Below are 25,420 nucleotides of genomic sequence, written 5' to 3'. Positions count from 1 at the left end.
CGCCAAGTTAAGCCCGACACGGTTACCAAAAGGTTAATCCACACTATGTCCGATCAGGTCGTCACCCGTTTTGCACCTTCACCCACTGGTTTTCTTCACATCGGCGGCGCGCGCACTGCATTGTTCAACTGGCTCTTTGCTCGGGGACGTGGTGGCAAGTTCTTATTGCGGATTGAAGACACGGACCGCGAACGCTCAACCCCAGAGGCTACTGCAGCAATTCTTCAGGGGATGTCCTGGTTGGGCCTGGACCATGATGGCGATGTGATCAGCCAATTCGAAGGCGCCCCGCGTCATGCTGAAGTGGCACATCAGCTGCTGGCGGACGGCAAAGCCTACAAATGTTTTTCGACCCAGGACGAGATCACAGCCTTTCGCGAACAGGCGCGTGCAGAGGGAAAATCGACACTGTTCCAGAGCCCCTGGCGCGACGCTGACCCTTCGACCCAACCTGACGCCCCATATGCGATCCGCATAAAGGCACCGCGGGACGGGGTCACCGTGATCCGCGATCAGGTTCAGGGCGACGTGACAATCCGCAACGATCAGTTGGACGACATGATCCTGCTGCGCTCGGACGGAACACCGGTTTATATGCTGGCGGTTGTTGTGGATGATCACGACATGGGTGTGACCCATGTTATCCGGGGCGACGATCACCTGAATAATGCCGCACGCCAGATGATGATCTATGAAGCCATGGGTTGGGATGTTCCGGTCTGGGCACATATTCCGCTGATTCATGGCCCGGACGGCAAGAAACTATCCAAACGTCACGGAGCTTTGGGTGCCCAAGAATATCAGGCGATGGGGTACCCGGCCGCGGGTATGCGCAACTATCTAGCCCGTCTCGGCTGGAGCCATGGGGATGACGAATTCTTTACTGATGAGCAGGCGAAAGAGTGGTTCGATCTGGCTGGAATCGGTAAAAGCCCTGCACGGTTCGATCTGAAAAAGCTCGAGAATCTATGTGGTCAGCATATTCCAATCACTGGCGATGCCGCGTTGCGGCAGGAAATTCAGGGATACCTGGCGGCGGCGGGACTGCCCGCTCTCACCAATGCACAATCAGGTGATCTGGAACGTGCGATGTATTGCCTCAAGGATCGGGCACGCACATTCCCGGAACTCCTTGAAAAAGCGCATTTTGTGCTGACGTCACGCCCGATTAAACCTGATGAGAAGGCTGCAAAGGCGCTGTCCTCTGTATCCGACGGTATACTGAGTGAATTGACGCCGCACGTGCAAAATGCTAGCTGGACCCGGAACGAACTGGAGAGTGCCCTGAACTCGTTTGCAGAAGCGAAAGGGCTAAAGTTTGGCAAGCTGGCAGGGCCGTTGCGCGCTGCATTGGCTGGTCGGGCTGTAACGCCTTCGGTTTTTGATATGATGCTTGTGCTTGGGCGGGATGAAACCCTGGCACGGCTCTCCGACGCAGCGACATAACCAAAGGTTTCACATTTGGGTAACGCTGCTCCGCTAACACCCGGGCTGCGCCCCTGTGCGCAACCGTTGCCCGCCGAAACGGACGACGATCCGTTTCACGTATGAATGAGGAAGGGACATTATGACCGACAGCAATAAATCAGCCACTTTGACCGTACATGGTAAAACATACGAGTTGCCGGTTCATTCGCCTACCGTGGGACCTGATGTCATCGACATCCGCAAGCTGTACAGCGAAGCGGATGTGTTCACCTATGACCCCGGCTTCACATCGACCGCCAGCTGCGACAGCACCATCACCTATATCGACGGCGAAAAAGGTGAACTGCTGCACCGTGGCTATCCGATCGACCAGTTGGCCGAGAAATCGCATTTCCTCGAAGTGTGCTACCTGTTGCTTTATGGAGAGCTGCCGGCGGCCAAGGAACTGGAAAAGTTTGAAACCACGATCACCCGCCACACCATGCTGCACGAACAGATGCAATATTTCTATCGTGGCTTCCGCCGTGATGCGCATCCGATGGCGATCATGGTTGGTGTCGTGGGCGCGATGTCTGCGTTCTATCACGATTCGACCGATGTTTCCGACCCGCATCAGCGTGAGGTCGCATCCCATCGTCTGATCGCCAAGATGCCGACCATAGCTGCCTGGGCTTACAAGTATCACACCGGTCAGCCTTTCGTGTACCCGCGCAACGATCTGGATTATGCGTCAAACTTCCTGCGCATGTGCTTCAGCGTCCCTGCCGAGGAATATGAGGTGAACCCAATCCTCAGCCGCGCGATGGACCGCATCTTTACTCTGCACGCGGATCACGAACAGAATGCCTCGACTTCGACTGTGCGTTTGGCCTCGTCCTCGGGGGCGAACCCGTTTGCGTGTATTGCCGCTGGTATCGCGTGTCTTTGGGGCCCTGCCCATGGCGGCGCAAACCAGGCCTGCCTTGAAATGCTGGAAGAAATTGGCACGGTTGACCGTATCCCGGAATTTATCGCCCGCGCCAAAGACAAGGCTGATCCGTTCCGCCTGATGGGCTTTGGTCACCGCGTCTATAAGAACTTTGACCCGCGCGCCAAGGTTATGAAGCAATCCGCCGACGAAGTGTTGGATCTGCTGGGGATTGAGGACAATCCCAAGCTGCAGGTCGCCAAGGCGCTGGAAAAACAGGCACTGGAAGATCCGTATTTCTCCGAAAAGAAACTGTTCCCGAACGTGGACTTCTATTCAGGGATCATCCTCGAGGCGATGGGTTTCCCGACGTCGATGTTCACCCCGATTTTCGCACTGTCGCGCACCGTTGGCTGGGTCAGTCAGTGGAAAGAGATGATCGCAGATCCACAGAACAAAATCGGCCGCCCGCGCCAGCTCTATCTGGGCGAAACCAGTCGCGATTACGTGGACATCGAAAAACGCTGATTTCGATCCCCAACAAACCAAACAGCCCCGGACCAGAATCCGGGGCTGATTTGTTAGAACAGCGTCAACTGGTCCCCGGCTTGGGGCGGGATATCGAACAAATCGCACCGCAGCTTCGGGGTGCGCGTTGCAAGGCCCAGTCGTTTTACAGCCAGTGAAAACCGCTTAGCCACCATCTCGGCATATTCGCCCTCACCGCGCATTCGGTGGCCCCAGCGCGGATCATAGTCCCTGCCCCCGTGCATTTGCCGAAGCTTGGACATGACTTTTTCGGCGCGCGTTGGCTCTTGCTCTTGCAGCCAGGTTTGCCAAAGTTGCGAAACTTCGCGCGGCAGCCGCAGCATAATCCAGCTTGCTGCATCCGCCCCGGCATCCCTGCCCGCCTCTAACAGGCTTTCCATCTCATGATCTGTCAAACCGGGAATAGAAGGCGAGGTCATGACTCGTACCGGAACCCCCGCTTCGGTCAGCCTGCGAATGATTTTCAGGCGCCGATTTGGCGCGGGTGCCCGTGGCTCCATTCGGCGCGATAAATCCGCATCCAACGTGGTCAGAGATATCCCGACCCGAACCAAACCCTGTTCCGCCATCTGTGCGAGCAGATCGAGGTCACGTTCGATCAGTGCCCCCTTGGTCACAATCGCAACCGGATGGCGAAACTCAGTAAGCACCGACAAACAAGACCTTGTGATTCTGAGGTTTTTTTCAACTGGCTGATAAGGGTCGGTATTGGTTCCAATCGCGATCGGCGCAACAGTGTAACCTTTCGCAGAAAGCTCTTTGCGAAGAAGCACGGCCGCATTGGGTCGGGCAATCAAGCGCGTCTCAAAATCCAGCCCCGGCGACAGACCCAGATAGGCATGGCTGGGCCGCGCAAAGCAATAGATGCAGCCGTGCTCACACCCCCGATAGGGGTTAATCGAGCGATCAAATGGCAAGTCGGGGGAGCGGTTATAAGTGATTATGCTGCGTACCGTTTCGTGCCTGATTTCAGTCCGCAACGGAGGAAGATCGTCATCATACCCCCAGCCGTCATCGCAGGGGATTGTGTCAAACCGTTCGAATCTGCCTGCCGAATTTTCCGTGGCCGCTCGCCCCTTGGCAATGGCCGAAGGCAGGTTTGTTCTACTTTTGTTCATGCATTTGGTATATGGAATATCGACCGGTCCGGCAAGCGGCACATTTACCTTTCTGAGGCATCATCAGAGCCCCAATCAGGCCCTGGACATTTGGTGCATTTGAACGAATTGCAGGATGTTCATGTGTAAAATGACGTCGAGATAACGACAAATTTGGCCTATAGGTCGGTCTCGGAACTGCCAAGGTCGCAATCGTCACAGTAGTATTACGGCGAAATGGCCAAAACGGAAAAAATGCCACCACGGGCGCAAGGCCCGAACAGCTCAGGGAAACGCCCCATGTCCGATGAAGAAGACATCGTCCTGTCCGAACTGAACGACGAAGAACTGGTCGAACAGATGTTCGATGACCTTTACGACGGTCTGAAAGAAGAAATCGAAGAAGGTGTGAACATCCTGCTGGAGCGCGGCTGGACACCTTATGACATCCTGACCAAGGCACTGGTCGGCGGCATGACGGTCGTGGGCCACGACTTCCGTGACGGCATTCTGTTCGTACCCGAGGTCTTGCTGGCCGCAAACGCAATGAAGGGCGGCATGTTTATCCTCAAGCCGCTGCTGGCCGAAACCGGCGCACCGCGCGTTGGTAAAATGGTGATCGGCACTGTTAAAGGCGACATTCACGACATTGGCAAAAACCTGGTGTCAATGATGATGGAAGGCGCCGGATTCGAGGTTGTTGATATCGGCATCAACAACCCCGTCGAAAACTATCTGGAAGCGCTTGATACCGAACAGCCCGATATCCTGGGCATGTCGGCCCTGCTGACGACGACCATGCCATATATGAAAGTCGTGATCGACACACTGATCGAACAGGGTCGGCGCGACGACTATATCGTTCTGGTTGGCGGCGCGCCCCTGAACGAAGAGTTCGGCAAGGCGATCGGTGCTGATGCCTATTGCCGTGACGCAGCCGTAGCGGTTGAGACCGCAAAGGATTTTGTCTCGCGCAAGCACAATCAGCTGGCGGGTTGATCGACGTCTAGACCATTTCAGGGCCGTCCGGTTTTCGGGCGGCCTTTTTCATTTATTCACCCTACCCTGATCCGAAGCTGACATTATGTGTCGAATACGGGCTTGCCAGCCACCGAATATGCCGATTTTCTAGATAACGAGAAAGAGGCGCGAAATGACTCAGGACCAACTTCCCGACGACGCCAGCCTGACAACACAGGGCTATTCAGACCATCACGGCGCAGGGCGAATTCTGCTATTGGCCTGCGGTGCGCTGGCGCGGGAAATCCTGGACCTAAAGCGTCGTAACGGCTGGGATCATATGGAACTGACCTGCCTGCCCGCCATCTTGCACGTCCACCCGGAACGGATCACGCAGGCGGTGGAAGAGGCCGTTGCCAAACACCGCGACCAATACGATAAAGTTTATGTCGTCTACGCAGATTGCGGCACCGGTGGCCTGTTGCAGAAAGCCTGCGAGGAGATGGGCGTGGAGATGATTAAAGGGCCCCACTGCTATTCTTTCTTCGAGGGGAACCAGGTCTTTGAAAATCGCGGCGAGGATGAAACTACAGCGTTCTACCTAACAGATTTCCTAGCACGTCAATTCGATGCCTTCGTCTGGAAGCCGCTGGGGCTGGATCGGCACCCTGAGCTTAGGGAAATGTATTTCGGCAACTACACGAAACTGGTTTATCAGGCACAGACTGATGATGCGGTTCTGACCGAACGGGCCAAGGAGTGCGCAGACCGAATGGGCCTGGCTTTCGAGCGCCGTTTTACCGGCTATGGTGATCTGCAATCCACGCTGAGCGACTGGGCCAGCCGCCCGCTTTAGGCGGCCTCTATCGCGACCTCGCGGATACGGTCGATCATCGCCCTCAAACCGTTAGATCGTTGCGAGGAAAGATGATCGTTTAACCCCAGCCGCGCCAGTTCGCCTCCTGCGTCAACCTGCGGGACTTCTTGAACCGGCAGGCCGTTATATAGGGATCGCAGAACCGCAATTAGCCCCCTCACGATCAGAGCATCACTGTCGCCGTCAAAATGAAAGGTCCCTCCCTCGACACTGGGATGCAGCCAGACCTGGCTGGCGCAACCATGGACTTTGGTTGCAGGCACCTTCAACGCATCATCCAATGGCGCCATCGCTTTCCCCTGCTCGATGACATGGCGGTACCGGTCTTCCCAGTCCTCCAGGAATTCGAAATCTTCGACGATTTCTTCAAAAGCAGGTGTCGCCATCTCGGGGCTGTCCTCTCATTGGGTTCACATTTTTGAACTATGATCCTGACCAGCATCTGTCCAGCCCCCCACGTGGCTTTTCAAACCCGGAAAAGTGCGATAACTCATTGCCATATAGACTGCTCTGGGTGTTGTGACGATGAAGAAATCACTGTCTGTTCTTTTGGCTGCTGCCTTGACCCTGTCGGCTTGCAGCGCTTGGCGTGATTCTCGGGTCAACCCGACAAACTGGTTTGGGTCCAGTACTCCGGCACCCTCTGAAGTCTCGGTGAACGATGCAAATGCGCTGGTTCCCCAGACAGACGATGGTGTTGGCCTGTTTTCCAAGAAGCCACCCGAGGATAAGAGCTTCCCGATCGCCAAGATCGAAGAATTGCGGATCGATCCAATTCCGAATGGAGCTATCGTTTACACGACTGGGATTGCTGCAAGGCAGGGTGCCTATAATGCGCGGCTTGTTCGTGTTGAAAGCGAAGAGAATGCAAAAAACGGCATTCTCGAATTCACGTTCCGTGTCGACTACCCGTCATATGCGACAAGCCAGGGGACCGAACGGTCCCGAAGAGTATCCAATGCAATCAATATCAGCCGAGACGAGCTTGCAAACATTCGGCTGGTCCGCGTCAAAGGGGAACAAAATGCCCTGGAATCCCGCCGCAGATAATTCCTGCTAAAGCTCTACGACCGTGACGGTCTGCCCTTTAGCTGCCAGGGCGATTTTGCCATCGCACAGTTTCAGGGCATCTTCGCCGAATACCTCGAACCGCCAACCGGACATTGCAGGTAATTCCCGTTCACCGGCTGCGATCTGATCCAGTTCGGAACTGGTAGCAATCAGTTTGGCGGCCACGCCCGAGCTTTCCGTTTTTGATTTCAGCAGCACCCGCAATAGGTCGGCGAGCGCAGGATTTACCTTCAACTTGTCACGGCTGATATCAATCTTGGGCAATTTTTCTGGTGGGCAATTAACACCCTTTTTGACGGCGGCCAGAATCCCATCCGCAATGACCCCTTTGCGGGCCTCGCGCAGCAGCAGGCGCGATCCACCCAAATCTGAGAGGGATTTCGGCTTGGTCGATGCCAGTTCGATCAGAGCGTCGTCTTTGAACACCCGGCTACGCGGTACGTTGTTTTCCTGCGCATAGGCTTCGCGAAACTCGGCCAACTCGCGAACAACAGCCAAAAACTTGGCCGAGTTCGTCCGGGTTTTGATACGCTTCCACGCATTTTCGGGCTGGATCTCATAGGTGCCGGATTGCGTCAGCGTGCGCAGCTCTTCGGCGACCCAATGGCTGCGCTTGGTTTTCGTCAACTCGGCCGACAGATACTCATAGATTTTCCGCAGATGCGTTACATCTGCCAGGGCATACGTCTTTTGCGCCTCGGACAGTGGGCGGCGTGACCAGTCGGTAAATCGAGAGGTCTTGTCCACGCCTTCCTTACAAATCTTGCGCACCAGGGTTTCATAGCCAACCTGCTCGCCAAATCCACAGACCATAGCAGCGACCTGGGTGTCGAACAGAGGGTTGGGGAACACACCCGCCTCAACCCAGAAAATCTCAAGATCCTGACGGGCTGCGTGAAATACTTTAACCACGCTTTCATCGGCGAAGAGCTCGTACAAAGGCTCCAGAGTCATCCCTTCGGCCAACGGGTCGACCAAAACGGCGCTGTCTTCGTCGGGCGACGGGACCGCCAGTTGAAGCAGGCAAAGTTTGGAATAGTAGGTCCGTTCGCGCAGGAACTCGGTATCTACGGTTACGTAATCAAAGGCCGCAGCCGCTTTGCAGAAATCGGCCAGCTCTTGCGTCGTCGTGAGGGTTTTCATTCGTGGTGCTATTCTTGCTTTTGTTTTTAATCACCCGTCAGTCCTACACGTTTCCGGGCCGTCGGGCGAACCATAGGCCGAATGGCAACCGCGTGTAAATCACCCCGCGGGATTCACGGCAAAAGCACCGGTGTGCGGTCATTTCCGGCAAAGCGGCGCAATACGGCAGGATAAAGCCTGTGTTCGTAGGTCAGAACGCGCGCCGCCAAAGTCTCAGGAGTGTCTCCAGCCTCAATATTCAGGCGGGCTTGCCCCAAGATTGGGCCATCGTCCAGCGCTGCGGTCACTTCGTGAACCGAGCATCCATGCTCGATATCACCTGCTGCAATCGCACGGGCATGGGTGTTCAGACCCTTGTATTTCGGCAACAGTGACGGGTGGATGTTGAGAATCCGACCCTGAAAGCGCGAGACGAAATCACCGGTCAGCACCCGCATGAACCCAGCCAAACACACGATGTCCGGTTGTGCTTGCTCTAACGGTTTCAGCAGCTCGGCCTCAAAAGCTGCGCGGTCGCCCTTGAATGGCCGGTGATCTACGGCTGCGGTTGCAATTCCCCGATTAGCTGCCTTTTTCAGTCCCCCAGCCTCAGCATCGTTCGACAAGACCAAACAAGGTCTGGCCGGATGGTCACCGGTCATGCTGTCGACCAGAGAGACCATATTCGACCCCCCGCCCGAGATCAGAATGGCGACGCGCTTATGGCTCACAGCAATTTGCCCGAATAGGCCACTCCTGCGGTGTCGGTCACGGTGCCAATCCGCGAAACCGTCTCACCAGCTTGGGCCAGCAGTGCCGACAGGTCGTCGGCCTGCTCTGCGCCGCAAACCACGATCATGCCGATGCCACAGTTGAAAGTCTTGAGCATCTCGGATTCAGCAATACCGCCGGTTTCTGCCATCCAGCGGAATACGGGTGGCAAATCCCAGGAGTTCAAGTCGATCTGGGCACCCAGCCTTTCGGGCAGCACCCGTGGCAGGTTTTCGGTCAGGCCACCGCCGGTGATATGGGCGAGCGCATGCACCCCGCCTGTCCGGATCGCCTGTAGCGCAGGTTTCACGTAAAGGCGCGTCGGGGTCAGCAGTGCCTCGCCCAGCGATCCATCCCCAAAAGGCGATGCCGCATCCCAACCCAGGCCCGAGATCTCGACCAGCTTGCGCACTAGCGAATAGCCATTGGAATGCACCCCGTTTGAGGCCAGCCCAAGCAACACGTCACCCTGTTGAACATCTGCAGGAAGGTGTGCGCCGCGCTCCATCGCACCGACCGAAAACCCGGCCAAATCGAAATCACCATCGGGATACATGCCCGGCATCTCGGCAGTTTCACCACCGATCAATGCGCAATCCGATTGAACGCAGCCTTCGGCAATGCCCTCAATAATCCGTGCGGCGGTCTCGGTATCCAGTTTGCCTGTGGCGAAATAGTCGAGGAAGAAAAGTGGCTCAGCCCCCTGACAGATCAGATCGTTGACGCACATGGCTACAAGATCGATACCGACGCCATCGACCAGGCCTGTATCAATCGCGATCCGCAACTTGGTGCCAACACCGTCGGTGGCGCCGACAAGAATCGGGTCCCGATAACCTGCATCCTTCAGGTCGAACAATGCGCCGAACCCGCCCAGCCCGCTCATCACACCGGATCTGTTGGTCCGCTTGGCAGCAGGTTTTATCCGGTCGACCAGAGCATTCCCCGCATCAATATCAACGCCCGCATCCGCGTAGGTGATTCCGTTTTTGCCTGCTGTCATGGCCAACCTCTTTTGAATGGTTCCCGCGCGGGTTAGTCGATTGTTGGAGATGTTGCAACGGTCAGGCTTGACGCGGGCGTTCACCATGATAGGCAAAGCGCCTAGGCGGGCCTGTAGCTCAATTGGTTAGAGCAGAGCGCTCATAACGCTTTGGTTGGGGGTTCGAGTCCCTCCGGGCCTACCAAAATCCGCAAATTTTCCTTTAGAAACAACGATCGATCAGCCCGAAAATCGAGAGAGATGCTCCACGACCTAACAATAGGTTGCGAGGCAAGTGCCCCACGGTTTCAGGACATATCTTCGATTCCCGCCCGGGATATCCCGGTAACTTTTCAGGCGCTTGAATCAGTTTATCGGTCACTGAACATCCGACAATCCAAGATGAACTCACACCAGATTTGGCAGAGCAGAGGTCCGGTGCACGATGCTCTAGCGACCGATGATAATATCGGCACACAGACCGCCCAGATGTTCGCTTTTGCCCAATCGAAGCACGCCGCCATGGGCTCGGGCGACATCTGCCACAATGGCCAACCCTAGACCAACACCGCTGCCCCGATTCTGGTTGCGCGCCGGATCCAATCGCGAGAAAGGTTTGACCGCTTCGGTGCGCTGCTCGGGCGGAATACCCGGACCATCATCTTCGACGCGGATACGCAGCGATTTGGAAGAGACCGACAGGCTGATCTCAGCGCGATTTCCGTACCTGACCGCATTCCCGATCAAATTCTCTACCGCGCGACGAATAGCCGTCGGGCGCAACATCGCGGTTCCTGCGCCATCAACCTTTACCAATTCGACCTTATGCCCTGCCCTGCACGCATCCTTGACGATCTGCCGAAGGAACCTCTCAGGGTCTACGGATTCCGGCGCCACCTCTGCCGCTCCTTTGGAAAAATCCAAAAACGCGTCCAGCAATAGCTGCATTTCATCCACGTCCTGTTGCAATGGCGCTGCCTCACCTTCGGGCAACAAAGACAGCCCAAGCTTGAGACGCGTCAAAGGCGTTCGCAAATCGTGGCTGACACCGGACAGCATCATGGTGCGCTGCTCCATCTGACGCTCTATCCGGGCGCGCATATCCAGAAACGCACTGCCAGCCGCTCGCACCTCGATCGCGCCGCCTGGCGAATAAGGAACAACCCGCCCGCGTCCGAACGCCTGTGCAGCCTCGGCCAGACGGGTGATCGGTCGTAGCTGGTTGCGCATGTACAAAAACGAAATGGTTGTCATGATGATCGCAAAGAACAAGACAGTCACAATCAACTGATGCGGCGCGGTGGGGGACAATCGCCGACGGTCGAAAGTTAGCTGCAATACACCCAAATCCGTCTGCAGATACAATCGAGCCTCCTGCCCGCTTGGCAAGGCGACCGCTACAAGATCGGGAAGCAGGGCGCGCAACTCGGATTCGACTTGAGGTGCAATGAAATCATACCAGCGGCGATTCCCGATGACTGGCGTTTCGTTTATCCCGAGAAACCGCAGTTTCATATCAAGCGCGGCCAGATCGGGCCGAAGTTCGGCCACCGCCTGTTGCTGCGTTTCAGAATGTTCTATCACATCCGTAACCAGCGTAACCTCACGCGATGCGGCACGAGTCATTTGCGCAGTGACATCTTCTAGGTGCTTTTGCAAAAAGGCGACACTGATCACCAGCAGCATCACCACCACCGGCAAAATGAGAATCAAAGCCGCCCGAGCATACAGGCTGCGCGGCATATAAAGTTTGAGCCATTGCGTCGTCATGGGTTAAACCTAACGAGCTGTTCAGACGAGAGAAAGAGTGCAGAATGCAAGCACCGGACGATTTCAATCCAATGCCAGGTCGAGATGACGAATTACAACCGGGCCTGAGGCGGATTCTTGCCCCCAACCCGTCTCCGATGACATATCGCGGCACCAATACTTACTTGCTTGGCCAAACCGATCTTGCGGTGATTGACCCCGGCCCTGCCAATTCGGACCATCTGGATGCAATCCTGAACGCGGTTAAACCCGGACAACGGATCAGCCACATCATTGTCACACATTCTCATCTGGACCACTCTCCGCTTGCTGCACCGCTGGCCGAACGAACGCAAGCAAAGATCATTGCTTTCGGAGGCCCCGAAGCAGGCCGCAGTGAGGTGATGGCCGAATTGGCTACTCAGGGGCTCGCAGGCGGAGGTGAAGGGATCGACACGGCGTTCCGCCCGCATATCGAAGTCGAAGATGGTGATGTAATCGCCGCCGAAGGGTGGCAGTTGAATGTGATCCATACGCCCGGTCATCTTGGTAACCATATTGCGCTGGGTTGGGGGGATGTCTGCTTTACCGCCGACCATGTGATGGGTTGGGCCAGTTCACTGGTGTCACCACCTGATGGTGATCTGACCGATTTCATGGCGGCTTGCGAAAAGCTAGGGCAACATAACTGGTCCGTATTCCACGCAGGGCATGGCGCACCGATTAACGACCCTGCCAAAAGGCTCGATTGGTTGATCACCCACCGGCGCGCCCGGGAAAAACAGATTCTGTCCGCATTGGAAACCAGGCCAGGAACCGCCCGGGAATTGGCCGAGCGAATCTATACCGAAACCCCCGCCGCCCTGTTGCCCGCTGCCGAACGGAATGTATTCGCCCATCTCGTTGATCTTACGTGCCGATTTCTGGTTGCACCGCAGTCAAAATTATCTGTCGGCGCGATCTTCGCCAGAACCCCATAGATGCCGAGGTAAATTTTTTTCCAAAACCGCGCTTCCCCTCTGGACGGCGAAATTTCGGGTTGCTATATGGCGCGAACCGTTCCGGCGTAGCTCAGCGGTAGAGCAGTTGACTGTTAATCAATTGGTCGTAGGTTCGATCCCTACCGCCGGAGCCAATTTCCCCAAAACACACCGCAAATTATCATGGATGCCCGCCTTCGCTGTGCGCATGTTTTTTCGACGAAAAAACTCACGCCCCCCTCTGGACGCCGAAGAGTCGGGTTGCTATACGGCGCGAACCGTTCCGGCGTAGCTCAGCGGTAGAGCAGTTGACTGTTAATCAATTGGTCGTAGGTTCGATCCCTACCGCCGGAGCCAATCTTCCAAAATTTTCACGACTATAGAAACACCCTGCCTCAGGCCGTGCGCCATAACTCAAGGCAGATGATAAACGGTTTCAAAGGTTCATCCTCTAATTTTTTCATTCCATTCAACTCAAAGTTGAGGGATAAGTTCCCAATTACATTTGCATTGAAGGACTTAGTCTGGGCCCAAGTTATTAGCAGGCTCAGGTGAACTTGAGATAGATTGAAAGAAGATTTTATGCCGGTCACGCTTGTCCCAAAGCCAAACCAGGCAGATCAGAAACGCCACTGGTAAGTCGCGAAACGGACATACGAGCATAAGGAAGTATCATGAAGCAGGTGAACTGTTTGATCATAGGTGCTGGCTTTGGCGGCATTGGTATGGGCTACCAGCTCAGACAAGCGGGAATCGACAGCTTCGCAATACTCGACAAGGCCACTGAATTTGGGGGCACTTGGCAGCATAACACCTATCCCGGTGCGGAATGCGATGTGCCCTCGCATTTGTATTCTTACTCTTTCAGCAAAACGCCGAACTGGAGCCGAAAATGGTCGGGACAGAAAGAGATTCTGGATTACATCCGGGATTGTGCGGAAACATTCGGAGTGATCGCGCATTTACGCCTTGGCTGCGCCGTCACTTCAGCAAGCTTCGATCCGACAAGTGAAATGTGGACTGTAACGACCAAGGGCAATGGAGATGAAACCTATCTCTGCCGCCACGTGGTTTGCTCGGTTGGTCAGTTGCACTTTCCCAACCGTATTGGGATACCGGGGATGAAACTCTTCGGAGGAACCATATTCCATTCTGCCGAATGGCGCCATGATATCGACCTGAAGGACAAATCGGTTGCCGTGATTGGAAATGCAGCCAGCGCGCTGCAGTTTATCCCAGAGATCGCCAAACAGGCACGCAGTCTGACAGTTTATCAACGCACGGCAAATTGGGTCATGCCCAAAGGCAACAAGACCTATGGCGAGAGCTTCAAGTCGCTGATGCGTTCGATGCCTTTCCTTCAAAAACTTTATCGCTTCCGCCTTTGGGCCGAGAATGAGTTCAAGATCTTTCCAGTCATGAAAGGATCGAAACTGCACGAGATGCTGATGCAGAACATACTGAACCGGCATCTGGAAAAGACGATATCGGACCCAAAACTCCGCGAGGAGCTTCGACCAAAATACCCACCCGGCGCACGCCGTCTTTTGGTTTCCGACAGCTACTATCAGACCCTGAACCAGGATAAGGTTGATCTGGTAACGGACGGGATCGACTGTTTCACCAAAGACGGGATCAAGACCACAGACGGCACCGAACGCCCCCATGATGTGGTCATTCTTGGCACTGGGTTCCAATCCAACCCCTTCCTGCAAGCTATTGATATCAAGGGACGTGATGGTATCTTGTTGCGCGATGTTTGGGATGATGGTGGTGCGCGGGCCTATCTTGGCATCTCGGTTCCCAAATTCCCTAATCTGCACATTATTTACGGACCAAACACAAACCTGGGCCACACGACGGTACTGGCCATGATCGAAGCGCAAATCGGTTTTGTCATCCAACTTATCAAGGCTGCCGATCACGGCACGATCGAAGTAAAACCTGAGGCGGCATTGCGTTTCGATGACGAGATGCAACAGCGTCTTGCCAAAAGTCAGTGGGCGCGGATCGAGCGCAGCTATTACAAAGATGGCGAGCGGATAACCACCAACTGGCCCGGCAGTTCATTCGAGTATTTCTGGCGCACGAGGAAACCCAAACTGGCAGAATTCACGCGTGGATCTTCAGAAGGCTGAGGGGCTATAGATCTACTTCGCCGCGAAGTCAGAAAACCCGGCAAACAATCTCGCTTGTGTCTGCCAGGCCAGTGTTTTTGCGCTAGGTACTCAGCAGATCTTTGAAGTCTTCCCGCAGGTTGCGTTTCAGGATCTTGCCAGTCGCGTTCAGTGGCAGCGCGTCCACAAAGACTACCCTGTCCGGGATCTGCCACTTGGCGATCTTACCACCAAAAAACGCCAGCAATTCTTCTTCGCTTGGGTTCGCCCCCTCGGCTTTCACCGCCACAAGAACGGGCCGTTCGTCCCATTTCGGATGCGGCACACCTACAACGGCTGCGCCTGCCAGCTTTGGATGTGCCACCGCGATATTTTCGAGCTCGACCGAACTGATCCATTCACCGCCGGATTTGATGATGTCCTTTGAGCGATCTCGGATCGTCATATACCCGTCCGGGTCCAGTGTCGCCACGTCGCCAGTGGTAAACCAACCGTCTTGCAGCAGACCCTGATCCTGCATCATGAAATAGCTGTCCAATACCCAGTATCCGCGCACCATCAGGTCTCCCTGTGTTTCACCGTCGCGCGGAAGCTCATTGCCGAGATCATCAACGATTTTCAATTCGACCCCATAACAAGGACGGCCCTGACTTTCCCGAAGTCCATACTGCTCTTCTTTGGGTAGTTTTCCATGTTTCGCCAAGGGCTGGTTCGCGGTTCCCAGCGGGCTCATCTCGCTCATCCCCCAGGCGTGGACTGTATCGACACTGTAGGTTTCGCGGAACGTCTCGATCATCGACGGCGGACATGCGGCCCCACCAATAACTGTGCGCTCAAGACTGGACAGTTGACTGCCCGACTTCTTGGCAGAGGCCAGCAGACCCTGCCAGATCGTCGGCACGCCCATGGCCAGTGTCACCCCATAGCTGTCAATCAAATTGACCAATGCCTCGCCATGCAAATCTGGTCCCGGTAATACCATCCGAGACCCCGACATCGCGCAAGCGTACGGCGATCCCCAAGCATTCACATGGAACATCGGTACAACTGGCAGTACCACATCCATCGCCGAAAACCCGATCACGTCACGCGTGTTGGACCCAAAACTGTGCAAAACTGTCGAGCGATGGGAATAGAGCACCCCTTTGGGGTTGCCGGTTGTGCCCGAAGTGTAACAAAGGCTTGAGGCTGTGTTTTCGTCCAGCCTCGGCCATTGAAAGCCGGAATTACCGGTTTCGATCAGCTCATCATAGAACTGCACCCCTGGAACCTGCGCGATTGCGTCATCATTCCGCGGACCCATTAACACGAAATGCTGCACCTCTGTCAGTTGGTCCTTCAAAGCGGCGACAAGCGGGATGAATGTAGCGTCGAAAAACAGAACCCGGTCCTGCGCATGATTGATGATATAGGTCAGCTGCTCTGGAAACAGCCTGGGGTTTACGGTGTGGCAGACGAATCCAGCACCCGAAGTGCCATAGTAGATTTCCAGATGGCGGCGGTTGTTCCATGCCAATGTCGCTATCCGAGCGTGCGGTTCCAGCCCAAGACCTAACAGTGCAGAACCTAATTTTCGTGCGTTCGCGGCGACTTGCGACCAGTTCGTTTCAGTCAAGCTGCCGTCAGTTTCGACAGAATATATCTCGGTTTGGCCATGATAGCGATCGGCATGCTCGATCAGTGACGAGATCAGCAACGGTTGCGTCATCATTTGTCCCAGCATGGACATCCTCCCTGTGTCGGGGCCGCTTTTTGCAGCACCTTCTTGTTTGCCACGCATCTTCTGCAATCGGCGCGGTCAAAAGAAACCCTGCCAAGCATTTAATTGTCTGACAATAGAAGAATGCGTCATGCAAGGGCTGCAAAGCTGGCTTTTATTCGGTTTCCCGGTGCAACATGGCATAGGCAACAAGGGCGGCGGTTGACCCGTCTTTGGTCTCGGTACCTTCTGCACCGTCCACGATTGGCCCCAGTGAAGTCGCCAGTTCCTTGCCCAGTTCAACGCCCCACTGGTCAAAAGAGTTGATCCCCAACAGGACCCCTTCGACGAATACGCGATGCTCGTACAGGGCAATGACCTGACCCAGAACAAAAGGCGTTAGCTTGGGGTACATCAGCGTGGTCGAGGGACGATTGCCAGCAAACACCCGATGTCGGGCCTGACGTTCGCATTCTTCACCCGTCAACCCTTTGTCGGCCATGCGCTGCCGCGCCTCGTCCAGCGATCGGCCGCGCATCAGCGCCTCGGACTGGGCCAGACAGTTGGCCAGCAGCAGCCGGTGATGGTGGGTCAGCTCGGGTTCATGTCCCTCGGCAGCGACCATGAATTCGCAAGGGATAACGTCTGTGCCCTGATGGATCAGCTGATAAAACGCATGCTGACCATTGGTACCAGGCTCACCCCAGACCACCGGACCCGAAGGAATGGTCAGCGCACTGCCGTCCATGGCAACGGATTTGCCATTCGACTCCATCTCGAGCTGCTGAAAATATGCGGGCAAGCGCAGGAGACGCTGATCGTATGGCAGCACGGCCCGGCTGGCATATCCCAGAACCTGCCGATGCCAGATACCGGTCAAAGCCAACATCACCGGCATATTCTCGGACCAATCGGCGGCGCGAAAATGCACGTCCATTGCCTGTCCACCACGCAAAAACGCGTCAAAGGCCGTCGAGCCTACGGCAATCATCACCGGCAGGCCCACAGGCCCCCAAACCGAATAACGTCCGCCGACCCAATCGGCGAAACCAAACACGCGCTGTTCGGGAATGCCAAAGGCCTGAGTCTTGCCCAAAGCACTGGAAACCGCAGCAAACTGTCGGGCCGGCTCCCCGCCGCCATCGACCATCCAGGCGCGCGCGGTGCGGGCATTGGTCATGGTTTCAATGGTCGTGAACGTCTTGGACGCGACAATCACAAGTGTCCGCGTCGGATCCAGCTGCCGTAGAACATCGGCAATATGTGCCCCGTCTACATTCGAGACATAGTGCAGCCGCGGCCCGTCGTGATACGGAGCCAGTGCATGCGTGGCCATAACCGGTCCCAGATCAGACCCACCAATTCCGATATTCACCACATCGGTAAAGCTGCCCCCTGCCCCGGCCACCGCGCCACCGCGCACCTCTTCGGCAAAGACACGCATCCGCTGCAGCGTATCCAGAACGCCAGGCATGACATCCAGACCATCCACGTCGACCGGACCGCCATCCAGATTCCGCAATGCCGTATGCAGAACCGAGCGTTCTTCGGTTTCATTGATCTTGGCACCCGCAAACATCGCGTCGCGCCTGTCGGCAAGCCCCGCCTCGTCGCATAGGCGGATCAGGGCCGCGCGAATATCCGTGTCAATCTGCGTCTTTGAATAGTCAAACAGCATATCGCCCGTCGAGGCCGAGAAAACATGTGCCCGATCCACGTCTTGTTCGAACAAGTCCAAAATGGAACGACCGCCATCTGACGCAAATGCCTTGAGAGTATCCAGGTTCATAACTCTACTCCGCCCAATGGACCGTCATGCCGCCCAACACAGCAGCAATCGGTGCCTCTTTGGGATGCAGGGACATGGCTCGGTCCAGCGCCTTGCGTTTGGCTTCCCCGAAAATCACCAGATGCTTAGACAATGCGCCATCCAAGACCGGAGCCGTTAATGTAATCCGCGCCTCGGGCTGAACTTCTGGTCGGGCCACGGCCAAAGGTGGCGCATGTCCGTCCAATGCGGCGGCCAACCCGTCCATCCCCGGAAACAGCGAGGCGGTGTGCATATCTTCGCCCATACCCAGCATGAGAACCGAAAGAGGCAGCACGGGCGCAATCAAGCTCTCAATTTCGGGCAGCACCGATTCCGGATCTTTGCCATCCAGATACAGAGGCACATATTGCGCGACTGAGGCGCGATTGGTCAGCAAACGCTCTTGGATCAGCCGCGCATTTGCGCGATCGCTGTCGCTGGGCACGCACCGTTCATCCGTTGGCAGAATTCGGACCCGGTCCCAATCCAAATCAGCGGCACACAATCCGTCAAAGACCGGCCCGGGTGTGGTACCGCCCGGCACAGCAAAAGAGACCAGATCGTGATGCAGCAGCGCCGCCTCAAGATCTCCGGCGATAGCATTGGCCACGTCGATGGCTAGCATATCCCGGTCGGCGTATTCCTGAACTTTCATGGGTTTATCCCTTGCCAACGGCGACCGTCCCGTTTCATCAGCAGCTCGGCGTCGCCCGGCCCAGTGCTGCCGCTCTCATAAGGTTTCGGCACGTCGCCACGCGCCTGCCATCCTGCGATGATCGGGTCTGTCCAGGCCCAGGCGGCCTCGACCTCATCACCGCGCATGAACAGCGTCTGATTGCCTCGGATCACATCCATCACCAGACGTTCATAGGCGTCTGGCGGGTCCTGATTCTCGGCGCCCAATGCCTCGGCAAAGCTCATATCCAAGGGCACGTCGACCAAACGCATGCCGCCTTGCCCGGGCTCTTTGATCGTCACTTTCAGCGTGATGCCCTCATTTGGCTGCAGGCGGATCGACAGCGCATTCGCATGACGCCCGGCATCCGCTCCAAAGATCGAGTGCGGCGCGTCTTTGAACATCACATTGATCACCGAAGACCGGGCCACAAGGCGCTTGCCCGTGCGCAAGTAGAACGGTGTTCCCGCCCATCGCCAGTTGCTGATATGCGCCCGCAGCGCCACATAGCTTTCCGTGGTCGAGCGCGGATTTCCAACGGCTTTGCGGTAACTTGAACTTTCGCCCTCAAACTGCCCCCGCACGATATGATGCGGCTTTACCGGGTCCAGAGCGCGAATGACCTTGAGCTTTTCATCACGCACCGCATCCGGGTCGAACTTGGCCGGAGGTTCCATGGCGATCAGGCACAAAAGCTGCATCAGGTGGTTCTGCATCATGTCGCGCATTGCGCCTGCGCGCTCGTAATACTCTTCACGGCCGTTAATTCCGACGGATTCGGCTACGGTGATCTGGATATGGTCGACATACTGGCTGTTCCAAAGTGGTTCGAACAACATGTTGCCGAACCGAACAGCCATCAGGTTTTGGACGGTTTCCTTGCCCAGATAGTGGTCGATTCGATAGATTTGACTTTCCCTGAAATGCGCGGCCAGCGTGGCATTCAAAGCCCGCGCACTTTCCAGATCATGGCCAAAGGGTTTTTCAACCACGATCCTCGTCTGCGGCGTTGTCAGATCATACGCCTCGATCCGTTCCGCCAGAGGGCCAAACAACCGCGGCCCCACCGAAAAATAGAACGCCCGAACCCGATTCGGCTGAAGTTTCCGCGCAAGCTCGGCCCAGCCATGATCCGCAACAGCATCCAATGTCACATAATCAACCCGCTGCAAAAACGCGTTCAACGCAGCAGTGTCCAGACTGTGTCGTCCGGCATGTGCCTCAAGCGAGTTGCGGACCAAATTGCGGAACTTGTCACGGTCGTAATCCGTTCTGGCCGCCCCGATTACTTGCGCGCCTTCAGCCCACTGGCCAGCACAAAACCGGCGAAACAGAGCAGGCAGGATTTTACCCTGCGCCAGATCGCCGGTTCCGCCAAAAATGACCAGATCAAAGGGGTCTACAGGTATGACGCGAGAAACCATGTGTTTTCCTTACCTTGCCCTATGCTCAATGTCCAATGTTAGCGCAACCATTTTTGCGGATTTCCGCGACATCAATTCTCTGTCAGCTCACCCATGTCTCACTTTGCGAAACGGTCTGAAACCTCTAATTCAAGGTGACAACAGAAAAGAACCGGAAACCGGAATGAAAGACAACGCCCCTCAGATCGTCAATATCGGCAAGTTTCAAAACAAATTGGTGACAGCGGATGGCCAGACTCGTGCCTCGGTGGCGTTGACCAACCCCGAGACGCTCTGGTTCAATACCGGGACTTTGTGCAACATCGAATGTGTGAACTGCTATATCGAAAGCAGCCCGACCAATGATGCGTTGGTCTATATCTCGGCGGATGAAGTGCGCGACTATCTGGACCAGATCGAAGACAGAAACTGGCCCGTGCGTGAGATTGGCTTTACCGGTGGTGAGCCGTTCATGAACCCCGACATGATCGAGATGGCGCGCGCTGCGCTGGAACGCGGCTATGAGGTGTTGATCCTGACCAACGCCATGCGGCCAATGATGCGCCAGAAGATGCGCGAGGGATTGACTGAACTTCAGCGCGACTACGCTGGGAAACTGACGCTGCGGGTATCGCTCGACCATTATCGTGCCGACCTGCACGATAAGGAACGCGGCAAAGGCAGTTTTGACAAAACCGTGGAAGGTATGAAGTGGCTACGCGATGGCGGATTCCGGATGGCTGTTGCCGGCAGAACCGTATGGGGCGAGGACGATGAAAAAAGCCGTCAGGGATATGCTACGTTATTCAACCACCACGGGTTTGGCATCGACGCACATGACCCTGCGCGAACGGTTCTTTTCCCTGAGATGGACGAAACTGTCGAAGTGCCGGAAATTACCACCGCCTGCTGGGGTATCCTGGACAAATCACCCGCGACTGTGATGTGTGCCAGCGCCCGGATGGTGGTCAAACGCAAGGGCGCTGAAAAACCGGCTGTTCTGGCCTGCACGCTGCTGCCTTATGAGCCGGAATTCGAGATGGGCCATACGCTGGCCGAGGCGGAAGCGGACGTGCATCTGAACCATCCGCATTGCGCCAAATTCTGCGTCCTGGGCGGGGCCAGCTGTTCGGGGTGATCAGTTCAGTTCCGGCGATTTCCAGAACTTTGAGCCCGACGCGCCCGCTGCCACGCGCCACCCTTTCTTGGACAGTTCAAAAAAAGACCGGCCATCGGTGAAGCGCACGGTTTCCGTCGTGTTTTCATCGCCGTACATGGCACCGGTTTCGGCCGTCGCGTCATAGCCCTGGGTGATGAACTTATCCAGATCAGCAGGGGTTTCGAACATGATCACAAACTTGGATTCAAAGCCGCCGATGCCGATCGCGCCACCCACGCCGCCTGTTCCCATGTTCATATATGTGTGCTGGCCGGTGTCCTTTGACACCGCCACACCCCGCCCATACCCAGCCGAGACTGGAAACACCGTAACCTTGCGCGAGTCGAACACGGCATAGCCGGCACAGACCTCGTACAGCGCATGCGCTTCGGGATTTTCGGCCAGCAACTGATCCAGAATCTGCGTGGCCAATGTGTCCAGCTTGGCGCGCGTCTCTTCCGGAGTGGCCTCATTGCTTAGCAATTCGGTGGTCGAGTCGACCGTACCCTCAACAGCTTTCGCGCCTTTATCGATTGTCTCGCCAACGGTTTCGGCCCCTTGCCCGACAACGTCAGCCGCGTTTGCCGCGCCTTTTTTGATCTTGTCGAAAACTCCCTCAGCGGCGACTGGCCCACCAAGCAAAACGGCGGCGACAAACAGCAACATTCTGGGCATGCGGCATTTCCTTAGCTGATCAATGGTTTGGACACGACCCTAGCCTAAGAAAATCAAATGGAACACGCCCTTTCGTTACACAGCCAATAATCTGCCAGGGTGGCTAATTCACCCGAAACTCGCCAACTTGGTTGCGCCACTCTCCGGGCGCGATCATCTTACGGTGCGTGAATTTTACAGAATGTAAGGGGCCTTCGATCTCTCGCTGCCAGAAATCAATGAACTCGAACAGTTTCGGATGATCCGGCGCCAGATCGTATTCCTGCCAGATGAAGGTGTTCAGAACATGGATATAGTCGGGCATGTGGTAGAATAATTCCGCCGTTGTCAGCCCATATCCTTTAAGCATCAATTCCGTTTCGCTGCGCTCCATTTCGACCTCAATATTAATTGCAAGGTCCCCCTATTGTATCACGAAAACACCCTAATCCTTAGTTAACAATATGTTACCGTGATGTTACCGGAGTTTCTCACTTGCAAAATGGTTGCTTGCTTGCACCTTATGTGCCGGGTCTGATAAGGTGTATCCACAAGATATAGAGTCTGCATACAGAACGGGCAGTTTACGTGAGCGATACGCCAGAAGTTCCTGAAAATATGGATGAAAACCCGCCAGAACGCCCCGTTTACGGTGGCCCGACGGTCTCCATCGAATCCGAAATGCGCACGTCCTATCTGGACTATGCGATGTCGGTCATTGTTAGCCGTGCGATTCCTGATCTGCGCGATGGGTTGAAACCGGTACATCGGCGCATCCTTTACGCGATGCACGAGACCGGAAACACCCATGACAAATCATATCGCAAATCGGCCCGTCCGGTCGGCGACGTAATGGGTAAATACCACCCACACGGCGACAGCGCGATCTATGACGCGTTGGTGCGGATGGCTCAGGATTTCTCGATGTCGCTGCCGCTGCTGGATGGTCAGGGCAACTTTGGCTCGATGGACGGCGATAACCCGGCGGCCATGCGCTATACCGAAGTGCGGATGGACAAGCCCGCCGCCTCTCTGCTGGCGGATATCGAGAAAGACACCGTCGATTTTCAGGACAACTATGACGGCAAAGACAGAGAGCCGACAGTCTTGCCCGCACGGTTCCCGAACATGCTGGTCAACGGCGCTGGCGGCATTGCCGTGGGCATGGCGACCAATATCCCGCCGCATAATCTTGGTGAGGTGGTCGATGCCACCCTCGCCCTAATCGACGATCCCGATCTGACGTCCGAGCAGCTGATCGAGTATGTTCCAGGCCCCGACTTCCCGACCGGCGGCGTAATGCTGGGCCGGTCCGGCGCGCGCAAAGCCTATTTGGAAGGGCGCGGCAGCGTCATAATCCGCTCCAAGACCCGCGTCGAGGAAATCCGCAAAGACCGCTATGCCATCGTGGTTGATGAGATTCCATATCAGGTGAACAAGGCTTCGATGATCGAAAAGATCGCCGAGGCCGTGCGTGAGAAGAGGATTGAAGGCGTCAGCCACGTTCAGGACGAATCCGACCGTAACGGCGTACGCGTTGTGGTCGAACTGAAACGTGATGCCACGCCCGAAGTTGTTTTGAACCAGCTTTTCCGTTTCTCGCCGATGCAGACCTCGTTTGGCTGCAACATGCTGGCGCTGAATGGTGGCCGGCCCGAGCAGTTGACCCTGCGCCGCTTTCTGACCAGCTTTATCGATTTCCGCGAAGACGTTGTTGCGCGCCGTACGGCTTACGACCTGCGCAAGGCCCGCGAACGCAGCCACATCCTGTGCGGTCTGGCCGTGGCTGTGTCGAATGTGGATGAGGTGGTTGCAACCATCCGGTCATCCGCTGACGCCGCGCAAGCGCGTGAAAAGCTGATGACCCGCCGCTGGCCCGCGGCTGAGATCGAAAGCTATCTGCGCCTGATCGACGACCCTCTGTCCATGATGAACGACGACGGCACCTATAACCTGACCGACGTTCAGGCCCGCGCGATCCTCGACCTGCGCCTGCAGCGATTGACCCAGATCGGTGTCAAAGAGGTTACGGACGAACTGGAAGAACTTGCGGGTAAGATCCAGGAATACCTCGATATTCTGTCCTCGCGAGAGCGCATCATGTCGATCATCGGGGATGAGCTGCGCAGCGTGCGTGAACAGTTTGCCGTGCCCCGTCGCACCGAGATCGTCGATTGGTCCGGCGACATGGAAGATGAGGACCTGATCGAGCGTGAGGATATGGTCGTGACCGTCACGTCGGGCGGCTACATCAAACGTACTCCGCTGGCCGATTTCCGCGCGCAAAAGCGGGGCGGCAAGGGCCTGTCGGGAATGCAGACCAAGGAAGAGGACGTCGTTACCAACCTCTTCGTGGCGAACACGCATACACAGTTGTTGTTCTTCACCACTGACGGGATGGTCTACAAGCTCAAAACCTGGCGTCTGCCGCAATCCGGGCGCACTGGCAAGGGCAAGGCCATTGTCAACATCCTGCCGATTCCGACCGGGGTTTCCATCGCGGCGATCATGCCCGTGGATGTGCCGGACGAAGAATGGGAAAACCTACAGATCATCTTTGCCACCAGCGCAGGCGATGTGCGCCGGAACCGACTGTCGGATTTCACCAATGTCCGCCGCAACGGCAAGATTGCGATGAAATTGCCCGAAGGCATCGAACTGGTGAATGCACGCATCTGCTCTGAAGACGAAGATGTGATGCTGGTCACCAATTCGGGCCGCGCAATCCGGTTCCGCACCACTGATGTGCGCGTGTTCAACTCACGCGAATCTACCGGTGTTCGGGGTATAAGGCTGAGCGGTGGCGACCGTGTCGTCTCGATGTCGGTGATCCGCCACTTCGAAGCTGATCCGGATGAACGCGCCGCCTATCTCAAGATGCGCCGCGCAGTGGCAGGCATCGCCGATGACGGTGAGACGGATGAGGATGAAGCAACCCCCGGCACGATCACGCAGGAACGCTATGCCGAAATGTCCGCCGCCGAAAACATGATCCTGACGATCACCACGGGCGGTGCAGGCAAGCTGAGCTCCAGCCACGACTACCCCGTTCGCGGGCGCGGTGGCATGGGTGTTGCGGCGATGGATAAGGCGATGCGCGGCGGGGCACTTGTGGCCTCGTTCCCCGTCGATATCGAAGATCAGATCATGCTGGCCACGTCCAAGGGTCAGTCGATCCGGGTCCCGATCGAAGGCATCTCATTCCGCTCGCGGTCAGCAGGTGGCGTGAAGGTGTTCAACACCGGCAAAGGCGAAGAGGTCGTATCCGTTGCCTGGATCGCAGATCAGGGTGATGAGGACGAGACGGAAGAGTAAGCAATGAAAGCCGAGGCTCTCTGGCCTCGGCGATGTTTCTGGGTGTCTGGTGTGCGGACAAAACTGCCTATCAATGCATAGACCTAATGCCCGA

21 protein-coding genes and 3 tRNA genes are annotated in these 25,420 nt (G+C 56.1%); 12 read left to right on the top strand and 12 right to left on the bottom strand.

The genetic code is table 11. The features are described from left to right. The first annotated feature begins 45 nt into the window (after positions 1 to 45). The gene (gene gltX / locus AC2FIZ_RS02335) at positions 46 to 1,446 is read left to right on the top strand and encodes a glutamate--tRNA ligase (RefSeq protein WP_496688195.1); all 1,401 of its coding nucleotides are present in this window, start codon (positions 46 to 48) and stop codon (positions 1,444 to 1,446) included. A gap of 121 nt (positions 1,447 to 1,567) precedes the next feature. Next, on the top strand, positions 1,568 to 2,863 hold the full coding sequence (gene gltA, locus AC2FIZ_RS02330) for a citrate synthase (RefSeq protein WP_142633596.1): 1,296 nt from the start codon (positions 1,568 to 1,570) through the stop codon (positions 2,861 to 2,863). Positions 2,864 to 2,916: 53 nt separating this feature from the next. Here the strand turns inward: gltA and AC2FIZ_RS02325 are convergent, their stop codons facing one another. Then, positions 2,917 to 4,002, bottom strand: coding sequence for a PA0069 family radical SAM protein (locus tag AC2FIZ_RS02325; RefSeq protein WP_496790529.1), 1,086 nt, complete (start codon positions 4,000 to 4,002; stop codon positions 2,917 to 2,919). A 279-nt stretch (positions 4,003 to 4,281) separates the two neighbouring features. Here AC2FIZ_RS02325 and AC2FIZ_RS02320 point away from each other — a divergent pair, with 279 nt between their 5' ends. Both AC2FIZ_RS02320 and AC2FIZ_RS02315 read left to right on the top strand, forming a co-directional pair. Further along, a complete protein-coding gene (locus AC2FIZ_RS02320; protein ID WP_142633592.1) occupies positions 4,282 to 4,980 on the top strand; it encodes a corrinoid protein in 699 nt (232 codons plus the stop codon). Between the two features lie 154 nt (positions 4,981 to 5,134). Next, positions 5,135 to 5,797, top strand: a complete 663-nt coding sequence (locus AC2FIZ_RS02315) for a DUF1638 domain-containing protein (protein WP_142633590.1) — start codon at positions 5,135 to 5,137, stop codon at positions 5,795 to 5,797. Here AC2FIZ_RS02315 and AC2FIZ_RS02310 read toward each other — a convergent pair. Further along, positions 5,794 to 6,204, bottom strand: coding sequence for a SufE family protein (locus tag AC2FIZ_RS02310; RefSeq protein ID WP_281994564.1), 411 nt, complete (start codon positions 6,202 to 6,204; stop codon positions 5,794 to 5,796). The genes AC2FIZ_RS02315 and AC2FIZ_RS02310 overlap by 4 nt on opposite strands. A 139-nt stretch (positions 6,205 to 6,343) precedes the next feature. Here AC2FIZ_RS02310 and AC2FIZ_RS02305 point away from each other — a divergent pair, with 139 nt between their 5' ends. Continuing rightward, the gene (locus tag AC2FIZ_RS02305; protein WP_271947285.1) at positions 6,344 to 6,868 is read left to right on the top strand and encodes a hypothetical protein; all 525 of its coding nucleotides are present in this window, start codon (positions 6,344 to 6,346) and stop codon (positions 6,866 to 6,868) included. Positions 6,869 to 6,874: 6 nt separating this feature from the next. Here AC2FIZ_RS02305 and rnd read toward each other — a convergent pair whose 3' ends face one another. The 3 genes from rnd to purM form a co-directional block, all read right to left on the bottom strand. After that, positions 6,875 to 8,032 carry a ribonuclease D gene (gene rnd / locus AC2FIZ_RS02300; protein WP_281972036.1) on the bottom strand — a complete coding sequence of 386 codons (1,158 nt, stop codon included), beginning with the start codon at positions 8,030 to 8,032 and terminating at the stop codon, positions 6,875 to 6,877. A 113-nt stretch (positions 8,033 to 8,145) separates the two neighbouring features. Continuing rightward, a complete protein-coding gene (gene purN / locus AC2FIZ_RS02295; protein ID WP_496790527.1) occupies positions 8,146 to 8,742 on the bottom strand; it encodes a phosphoribosylglycinamide formyltransferase in 597 nt (198 codons plus the stop codon). Continuing rightward, positions 8,739 to 9,785, bottom strand: a complete 1,047-nt coding sequence (purM, locus tag AC2FIZ_RS02290) for a phosphoribosylformylglycinamidine cyclo-ligase (RefSeq protein WP_496790526.1) — start codon at positions 9,783 to 9,785, stop codon at positions 8,739 to 8,741. Before purM ends, purN begins: the two co-directional genes overlap by 4 nt. 107 nt (positions 9,786 to 9,892) lie before the next feature. Here purM and AC2FIZ_RS02285 point away from each other — a divergent pair. After that, positions 9,893 to 9,969: transfer RNA gene (locus AC2FIZ_RS02285), tRNA-Ile, on the top strand. Between the two features lie 245 nt (positions 9,970 to 10,214). Here the strand turns inward: AC2FIZ_RS02285 and AC2FIZ_RS02280 are convergent. Beyond that, on the bottom strand, positions 10,215 to 11,534 hold the full coding sequence (locus AC2FIZ_RS02280) for an ATP-binding protein (RefSeq protein ID WP_496708494.1): 1,320 nt from the start codon (positions 11,532 to 11,534) through the stop codon (positions 10,215 to 10,217). Positions 11,535 to 11,578: 44 nt separating this feature from the next. Between AC2FIZ_RS02280 and AC2FIZ_RS02275 the strand changes: the two genes are divergently transcribed. From AC2FIZ_RS02275 to AC2FIZ_RS02260, 4 genes are all read left to right on the top strand, one after another. Next, entirely contained in the window at positions 11,579 to 12,493 is a 915-nt protein-coding gene (locus tag AC2FIZ_RS02275) for an MBL fold metallo-hydrolase (protein ID WP_281994562.1), read from the top strand. An 80-nt stretch (positions 12,494 to 12,573) separates the two neighbouring features. Further along, positions 12,574 to 12,648: transfer RNA gene (locus AC2FIZ_RS02270), tRNA-Asn, on the top strand. 127 nt (positions 12,649 to 12,775) lie between these two features. Continuing rightward, positions 12,776 to 12,850, top strand: a tRNA-Asn gene (locus tag AC2FIZ_RS02265). Positions 12,851 to 13,167: 317 nt separating this feature from the next. Beyond that, complete coding sequence (locus tag AC2FIZ_RS02260) at positions 13,168 to 14,631, top strand: flavin-containing monooxygenase (protein WP_496790524.1); 1,464 nt, start codon at positions 13,168 to 13,170, stop codon at positions 14,629 to 14,631. An 82-nt stretch (positions 14,632 to 14,713) separates the two neighbouring features. Here the strand turns inward: AC2FIZ_RS02260 and AC2FIZ_RS02255 are convergent, their stop codons facing one another. The 4 genes from AC2FIZ_RS02255 to zwf form a co-directional block, all read right to left on the bottom strand. Then, entirely contained in the window at positions 14,714 to 16,333 is a 1,620-nt protein-coding gene (locus AC2FIZ_RS02255) for a long-chain-fatty-acid--CoA ligase (RefSeq protein WP_496790523.1), read from the bottom strand. Positions 16,334 to 16,484: 151 nt separating this feature from the next. Continuing rightward, positions 16,485 to 18,098 (bottom strand): glucose-6-phosphate isomerase, encoded by a 1,614-nt coding sequence (gene pgi / locus AC2FIZ_RS02250; RefSeq protein ID WP_496790522.1) that lies wholly within the window; start codon positions 18,096 to 18,098, stop codon positions 16,485 to 16,487. A 4-nt stretch (positions 18,099 to 18,102) separates the two neighbouring features. Beyond that, positions 18,103 to 18,774 carry a 6-phosphogluconolactonase gene (gene pgl, locus AC2FIZ_RS02245; protein ID WP_281972029.1) on the bottom strand — a complete coding sequence of 224 codons (672 nt, stop codon included), beginning with the start codon at positions 18,772 to 18,774 and terminating at the stop codon, positions 18,103 to 18,105. Then, entirely contained in the window at positions 18,771 to 20,219 is a 1,449-nt protein-coding gene (gene zwf / locus AC2FIZ_RS02240; protein WP_271947306.1) for a glucose-6-phosphate dehydrogenase, read from the bottom strand. Before zwf ends, pgl begins: the two co-directional genes overlap by 4 nt. A 163-nt stretch (positions 20,220 to 20,382) precedes the next feature. Here zwf and AC2FIZ_RS02235 point away from each other — a divergent pair, with 163 nt between their 5' ends. Further along, complete coding sequence (locus tag AC2FIZ_RS02235) at positions 20,383 to 21,336, top strand: radical SAM protein (protein ID WP_281994558.1); 954 nt, start codon at positions 20,383 to 20,385, stop codon at positions 21,334 to 21,336. Here AC2FIZ_RS02235 and AC2FIZ_RS02230 read toward each other — a convergent pair whose 3' ends face one another. Then, complete coding sequence (locus AC2FIZ_RS02230) at positions 21,337 to 22,032, bottom strand: lipid-binding SYLF domain-containing protein (RefSeq protein ID WP_281994557.1); 696 nt, start codon at positions 22,030 to 22,032, stop codon at positions 21,337 to 21,339. A 103-nt stretch (positions 22,033 to 22,135) separates the two neighbouring features. Next, positions 22,136 to 22,405 carry an usg protein gene (locus AC2FIZ_RS02225; protein WP_142633572.1) on the bottom strand — a complete coding sequence of 90 codons (270 nt, stop codon included), beginning with the start codon at positions 22,403 to 22,405 and terminating at the stop codon, positions 22,136 to 22,138. 224 nt (positions 22,406 to 22,629) lie between these two features. Here AC2FIZ_RS02225 and gyrA point away from each other — a divergent pair, with 224 nt between their 5' ends. After that, positions 22,630 to 25,326 (top strand): DNA gyrase subunit A, encoded by a 2,697-nt coding sequence (gene gyrA, locus AC2FIZ_RS02220; protein WP_496790690.1) that lies wholly within the window; start codon positions 22,630 to 22,632, stop codon positions 25,324 to 25,326. Positions 25,327 to 25,420 lie beyond the last annotated feature (94 nt).

Source organism: Ruegeria sp. CDSB022, from assembly GCF_059611145.1.
The sequence above is the reverse complement of the archived record's forward strand: the minus strand, read 5'-3'. Positions and strand labels throughout refer to the sequence as shown.

Coding starts and splice junctions, on each gene's coding strand:
- gltX (WP_496688195.1), top strand. CDS start 46: ATGTCCGATCAGGTCGTCACCCGTTTTGCACCTTCACCCACTGGTTTT.
- gltA (WP_142633596.1), top strand. CDS start 1,568: ATGACCGACAGCAATAAATCAGCCACTTTGACCGTACATGGTAAAACA.
- AC2FIZ_RS02325 (WP_496790529.1), bottom strand. CDS start 4,002: ATGAACAAAAGTAGAACAAACCTGCCTTCGGCCATTGCCAAGGGGCGA.
- AC2FIZ_RS02320 (WP_142633592.1), top strand. CDS start 4,282: ATGTCCGATGAAGAAGACATCGTCCTGTCCGAACTGAACGACGAAGAA.
- AC2FIZ_RS02315 (WP_142633590.1), top strand. CDS start 5,135: ATGACTCAGGACCAACTTCCCGACGACGCCAGCCTGACAACACAGGGC.
- AC2FIZ_RS02310 (WP_281994564.1), bottom strand. CDS start 6,204: ATGGCGACACCTGCTTTTGAAGAAATCGTCGAAGATTTCGAATTCCTG.
- AC2FIZ_RS02305 (WP_271947285.1), top strand. CDS start 6,344: ATGAAGAAATCACTGTCTGTTCTTTTGGCTGCTGCCTTGACCCTGTCG.
- rnd (WP_281972036.1), bottom strand. CDS start 8,032: ATGAAAACCCTCACGACGACGCAAGAGCTGGCCGATTTCTGCAAAGCG.
- purM (WP_496790526.1), bottom strand. CDS start 9,785: ATGACAGCAGGCAAAAACGGAATCACCTACGCGGATGCGGGCGTTGAT.
- AC2FIZ_RS02280 (WP_496708494.1), bottom strand. CDS start 11,534: ATGACGACGCAATGGCTCAAACTTTATATGCCGCGCAGCCTGTATGCT.
- AC2FIZ_RS02275 (WP_281994562.1), top strand. CDS start 11,579: ATGCAAGCACCGGACGATTTCAATCCAATGCCAGGTCGAGATGACGAA.
- AC2FIZ_RS02260 (WP_496790524.1), top strand. CDS start 13,168: ATGAAGCAGGTGAACTGTTTGATCATAGGTGCTGGCTTTGGCGGCATT.
- AC2FIZ_RS02255 (WP_496790523.1), bottom strand. CDS start 16,333: ATGCTGGGACAAATGATGACGCAACCGTTGCTGATCTCGTCACTGATC.
- pgi (WP_496790522.1), bottom strand. CDS start 18,098: ATGAACCTGGATACTCTCAAGGCATTTGCGTCAGATGGCGGTCGTTCC.
- pgl (WP_281972029.1), bottom strand. CDS start 18,774: ATGAAAGTTCAGGAATACGCCGACCGGGATATGCTAGCCATCGACGTG.
- zwf (WP_271947306.1), bottom strand. CDS start 20,219: ATGGTTTCTCGCGTCATACCTGTAGACCCCTTTGATCTGGTCATTTTT.
- AC2FIZ_RS02235 (WP_281994558.1), top strand. CDS start 20,383: ATGAAAGACAACGCCCCTCAGATCGTCAATATCGGCAAGTTTCAAAAC.
- AC2FIZ_RS02230 (WP_281994557.1), bottom strand. CDS start 22,032: ATGCCCAGAATGTTGCTGTTTGTCGCCGCCGTTTTGCTTGGTGGGCCA.
- AC2FIZ_RS02225 (WP_142633572.1), bottom strand. CDS start 22,405: ATGGAGCGCAGCGAAACGGAATTGATGCTTAAAGGATATGGGCTGACA.
- gyrA (WP_496790690.1), top strand. CDS start 22,630: ATGGATGAAAACCCGCCAGAACGCCCCGTTTACGGTGGCCCGACGGTC.